Source organism: Edwardsiella hoshinae NBRC 105699 = ATCC 33379 (assembly GCF_000474215.1).
Taxonomy (GTDB): domain Bacteria; phylum Pseudomonadota; class Gammaproteobacteria; order Enterobacterales; family Enterobacteriaceae; genus Edwardsiella; species Edwardsiella hoshinae.
In genome coordinates this window covers 1-5,319 of the sequence record NZ_BAUC01000061.1, presented here as the reverse complement: position 1 = coordinate 5,319, position 5,319 = coordinate 1, and the positions used below count along the sequence as shown (strand labels likewise).

The following is a 5,319-nucleotide window of genomic DNA, read 5'->3' as shown; positions in this document are numbered from 1 at the left end:
ACGTCAAACGCATAAGCCGCCACTTCTGGCCGTTCATTGGGGCCGTAGAATTTGATGATGCGTTTAGGCTGGCCGCTGGCGGTATAACGCCAGGAGATCACGCCCTCAATACCGAACGCATCAAAAATGGCATTGGCCAGGAGCGCGACATAATTCGGGAACTTCACCGCATCACTCGGTGCTCCCTTACTGTTGGCGGTGGTAATATCCATCAGCTCAACATCAGTCGCGCCAACGCCATGCTCGCGCATCAACTTCTGCGCCATACGAAGCGCCGCAGCCGCTTCATGCTCACTGGAGTTATTACGTGCCTTATTGAGCAGTTTCTTAATTTTTTGGAGGTACTTTTCTTTATTCATTTTTTATAAACTCCTGATTTTGGCGTAAGCCCACCCCCGGCGGGTTTACGCCATGTTTAATAGAGAGTTAAAACTGATTTAATTAGTGCGTATGGATTAACGAATTAACATTAACGAAATAAGGCTCAACGTTAATTTCAACCGCTGTACTTGTAGGCAAATCACGCGCCTTGTCCACGGTACGAACGACCCGCCCACCACGCAACACCCGATTGGGTTGGTAAATAAATACGGAGCCTATCGGGTATAGTTTATTAAACTCACTTGCTTTCATGACGCTTTCCCCATTTACGTTGCGCTGCGTTGTGGCAGAACTCAGCACGCAAGACGGCCCATTCACGACGCAGGGCGCTGGCTGGACTCGCTGCCGCCTTTTCCCATAACGGCGCTGCCGTCTGGTAATCCTTACGCCATTCGGCACGAGTTGCCCCCAACGCATAAGCGGCATAGGTGTTTTTTGCCTCGCTCTCTTTGATTTTCATCATTACACCGCCGCTAAATCCAGAGAGATCGGACGGTATTGATCGCTATCACCGACGCGCTCAAATACCCGGATATACTGCTTACTGCCGACGACTTTAATGGCATCCTTTACCGCTTCCATGGCACTCTGCCAGCGGCTATCCTCGATATCGAGGCGCAGTAGGCGCAAGATGCGACCAGTGCTGACTTCTCCCTCTTTATCCACTTGGAACGCTTCATCAATCAGCGCGCGAATCTCAGGTCGAGACCCCTCTGTCCAATCCATTAAACAAGCATCAACGAGTGATTTGGCCGCCTGTAAACGCTCGTCAAAGGCGATACGCTCTTGAATGGCACGCTGCACCTTGTAGCGGCCATCATAGGTATACAGCGTCACATTGCCTTTCTTGCCGCCTTTGATAACGCCATATTTTTCAGCGGCGAGATCGATATGAGCCTGAATATCGCCAAACACCGACCCTTTGAACTCGGCTAGCGCCGAATTTAGCGAGATAGCCTTTTCGACGATCTCTCCGACGAGGGCATCACGATCTTTATCGATGGGTTTAACCTGTGCATCAGGTGTCAGAACGCCACGCCCATCAATCCAATAGCCTGGCAATACCTCAGCGCAGGTATACTGTTTTTGTGAAGAACTCATAATAAATACTCCTGTGTTGATTAATGAATGTTGTTTGGTTTATGGGTATTTGCCATTACAGACTGTATGCTGTTGGTGTTCTCCTCTTTTAAAACAGAAACCCCACCATAGAGTTTTTGTATGTTGTCGCTAACGATTTTAGAGATAGCTATCGCACGTTTTAACTCTTCCGGTTTCTCAGTACCCACACCCACAACATCAACTTTTGTTGCAAATTTATCACTCTGTGATTGGAATGTTACTATCAGATGGACTGTCATAATGAACTCCCTAAATCAAACGTTCAGACCAAACCACGCGGCATCCATGGGACTTAAAGACGCCTTGTCGATACATTCCCAAATGACCATTTCCAAACTCAACGTAAGCGGCTTTCCCATCCTGGATTAGCTTGTCACAAACATGGCAACGACTAATGCTAATGACTGGCGTACCACCTTTAACGCTTACCCCCACCACATCCACGCCCTGAGCCAATAACTGGCGCACAGCGTTCTCCGCGTGGCGTATGGATGAAATAATTCCGCTATTGCTTTTTCTCTTTAAGACGGCCATGGATATCTCCTTATCAGTGTAATAAGTTAGAGGGTGATTTGGTTTTTGCCAGTTTCATTTCCTCTGCCTTATGTACGGCAAAGATAGTACGAGAGGCCTCCAGACGCGCCATTTGCCATGCATAATAAAATTCTGCACGATTGCGATAGCGGTATACCACCATCATGATGTAGTGCATATCGGCATCCCATGGATCGCTAGCATCATCATCGCCAATTCCAGCCAGTTCGCGAAGTAAATCGTATTTGTTGAAGATGATTGTGCCCGGCGTATGCCCAACAAAAACAGTACCTCTCATTTCTCGCTCGGACATTACACTCATCTCCCGCTCTGTCAGGAAATAGCCGCTACTAATCTTGTGAAGTGCATTAACTTCATCATTGATTGACTTAACCACAGCAGACATAGATCACCTCTTGAATTAATGGATTAACATTTCAGCAAACTTATCAATAGCCTTAACACTGACATTAGCTCTGCTGATATCACAGATACGGTAGACACCGCGCGCTAACTTAAATAAACGGCGAGCATTGCCCATCGAGCGCTCATAGAGTGCATTACTGATATCCTCATCCTGGGCTTCTGGCATCATGCCCGTTGCCAGCAAATTAAAATCCTCGCGTGATAACGTGTCGCCAAGATTGAACCCCAGCGCGACGCGGCTATATAGCTGTGCAAACTCCCCTCCGCGCCCCTTTAGGTTAATCAGCAGGCGCGGCATACCCGCCAGAACGACACCCACACCGGATTTATCATGTAGACGGCGTAATACCTCTAATGCGCGGTACGGCAACAGTTCAGCTTCATCAATCATCACTAATTGGGTAGAGCCGCGCAGCTCGCGTACACAGGCATCAATCAGCTCATGAATATTACCGCGTGCCTTTATGCCTAACTGGCGGCATAGCTCTGCCAACAGCGTTTTAGCGGTATAGCCAGGGTCTGCCTCGATAAGGAGTACGCCCTTATTGCGAGCGGCATATTCACGCAGGATCATGGTCTTTCCTAACCCCGCAGCACCATACATCACGCACATCTCACACTCCTGGTGAGCGTAGGCCAGTACCTCAAGCCCCTTACGTGCAGTATTGGTTTCGACGAAACGAGCCGTGATGCGCTTGGCTTTTTCCTTTTCAATCTCACGATTGATAAAGCTCTCAATGCGTGACTCTAAATCAGCGTTATCACCCGTATATTTATCCTGTAAGAACTGGTTAATAACGGCACCGCTTCGCCCAATAGCTCGCCCGACTTGTGCCTGTGAATAGGCGTGACGTTCCATTACGTCTTTTAATTGCGTAATTAAATCCATAAATAAAACCTCATTTATTTATCGTGCGTTCCGTTCTTTTTCAGTTTTGCATCACGGTCAGCAGCAAACAAAAACAACTCTTCTTCTTGAGCATGCGGCAATTGCTGCCGTGTGAATCCCAAATCGAAATCGGGTGTTTTGTGTTCCAGGGCTGGCCGCAACTCGCGCTGTGCATCTTCAACCGTAGCCATGGCGCGCGCAATGCGGCCCTTGACCCGTTTCTCCTTGGCTCGCTCAATAACCGGCTTGGCGAACGCGTCAACCTTGTTACCGTTCCAAATGGCATCACAGATAAAGGTGCCATCCATTCGGCGAACAATAACCGAGCTTGCATCATGTATGTCATAGCAGACTCTGACATAATTCCCTGATTCATTGGCCAACTCGTGGGAGAAATAAATGTTATTAAATAACTGAATTTCCCCCCGGTTAGTCTTGCATTTTTTCTCCGGTCGATACATTTCGTGTAATTCTTCCGGCGATAAGTAGTCAATCTCCGTTTCTTGCTCTTTCAGTAGCTTTTTACGATAGGCCGCTGGGCTGTAATGCTCGCCATTCTCGCGCCGGGGGAGGCTGGAGTGTGGGCGGTTGTTATACCGAGCCACCTCCTGCTCGATGGCACTTAATAACTGCTCCCAGGTGGGAACTTTTCCTATCGCTTCGACCTGGCGTTTTGTCAGGTCACGCCCTTTATGCGTTGCTTTTAAGGCAGATTGCGCGATGCGCTGTTGCAACCTAACGGATTCCCCATCCGCCTCTTTGGCACAATAGCTCTGGAAGCTGATTGCGACATCTTTCGGGACTATCTTGTTGAACCGTTCGATAATCCCACGTCCTTGGGGGGTTCCCGGAATACCCGTATGATGTTCAACACCCAAGCGGGGTAATATCCCGGTAATATCCGCATCCAGCGTCCTGTTTTTTTCGCCACCACCGTTATCGGAATAATAAATTAGCGGCACGCCGTGTTGACTCATACCATGTCGTAGGGCATCAGCAACAGCGACCACACTTTCTGATAACGACAGTGACCACCCAACAATAAAACGTTGTCCGGCATCCATAATAAACGTGGCCTCCGGTCTAACCAGGCGGTTATCAGGGCCAAATGCAGTCAGCTTCATGCAATGGCCATCCCCGACCCACACCCCATTAACCGGTAGTGTTGACCAGTCCCGCCGCACAAACGGATTGAGCGAACGCCAGGCCGAGCCAGTAGAGCGGAAGCGCTCCCGCACAATCTTCGGTACTTTTCGTAGTACCCGCCGAACGGCATCTACTGAGGGTAGTGCGGCTATCATATCGGGACGATTGGCATAAACATCACGCCACCAGTCAGCAAATCCACGGTATGCTTGCTCTACAGAGGGGCGCTGCCATACTCGGTAAAACATGAAAAACTCACCGAGCCAGGGTACTTGCTCCCATGGTGTCTGCTTGTGATGACCGGGAGCCAATAACGCCTGTAATTGAATAGCATCCCCTTGAGCTAACAGATATGCGGAATACCAGTCCTGCAAGGCGCTGGCACCAATACCAACCCGCGAGCCACGGCGAGCATTGGCCAAACTTGCCGCCTCCATAATCCGTGGTGGCAAAGCCTCACCACGAACGCCATCGACGATATATTTAACCGCACCGGATCGCGTCATTCCGCTGTACTCTCGCAGTTTATGCACTTCTGCGGCCAACAGGATTCGTGCATCAGCGATGGCACGCTGTTTATCCGTCAGGGCCTGCACAGAACGCAATGCAACCCCTGAGCATTTATTCATGATCTCCAGCTCCTGGCGCACGGCAACCTGCTTGCTAGGCTTGGCCACAACCACGGCAGGGACAGAAGCATCGGCCATGATTTGCTGGGCATGTTTCTCTTTTAAAATCCGCTGAGCCTCAGCGGGTAAGCACTCGATGTAATACTCGAAAGCCTTAGTGCCTTGCCGTTTGCGTTTCCACTCTGGATTTTG

The 5,319-nt window shown here is 49.6% G+C and carries 8 protein-coding genes; all 8 read right to left on the bottom strand.

The window, feature by feature from the left end; all coding sequences use genetic code 11:
- On the bottom strand, window positions 1-359 hold a 359-nt coding region (locus tag EHO01S_RS16750), incomplete at its 3' end, for a DUF2786 domain-containing protein (protein ID WP_024525025.1).
- Between the two features lie 260 nt (window positions 360-619).
- The gene (locus tag EHO01S_RS17815; protein WP_035370915.1) at window positions 620-844 is read right to left on the bottom strand and encodes an ANR family transcriptional regulator; all 225 of its coding nucleotides are present in this window, start codon (window positions 842-844) and stop codon (window positions 620-622) included.
- A complete protein-coding gene (locus EHO01S_RS16740; RefSeq protein ID WP_024525024.1) occupies window positions 844-1,482 on the bottom strand; it encodes a DUF3164 family protein in 639 nt (212 codons plus the stop codon). The genes EHO01S_RS17815 and EHO01S_RS16740 overlap by 1 nt, the downstream gene beginning before the upstream one ends.
- A gap of 20 nt (window positions 1,483-1,502) precedes the next feature.
- On the bottom strand, window positions 1,503-1,742 hold the full coding sequence (locus tag EHO01S_RS16735; protein ID WP_024525023.1) for a hypothetical protein: 240 nt from the start codon (window positions 1,740-1,742) through the stop codon (window positions 1,503-1,505).
- 10 nt (window positions 1,743-1,752) lie between these two features.
- Window positions 1,753-2,037 carry an HI_1482 family protein gene (locus tag EHO01S_RS16730; protein WP_024525022.1) on the bottom strand — a complete coding sequence of 95 codons (285 nt, stop codon included), beginning with the start codon at window positions 2,035-2,037 and terminating at the stop codon, window positions 1,753-1,755.
- Window positions 2,038-2,050: 13 nt separating this feature from the next.
- On the bottom strand, window positions 2,051-2,443 hold the full coding sequence (locus EHO01S_RS16725; RefSeq protein WP_024525021.1) for a hypothetical protein: 393 nt from the start codon (window positions 2,441-2,443) through the stop codon (window positions 2,051-2,053).
- Window positions 2,444-2,458: 15 nt separating this feature from the next.
- Window positions 2,459-3,352: an AAA family ATPase gene (locus EHO01S_RS16720; protein WP_024525020.1), complete on the bottom strand. Its 894-nt coding sequence runs from the start codon at window positions 3,350-3,352 to the stop codon at window positions 2,459-2,461.
- Window positions 3,353-3,366: 14 nt separating this feature from the next.
- Window positions 3,367-5,319, bottom strand: a 1,953-nt coding sequence (locus tag EHO01S_RS16715; protein WP_024525019.1) for a Mu transposase C-terminal domain-containing protein, incomplete at its 5' end; no start/stop codon positions are given.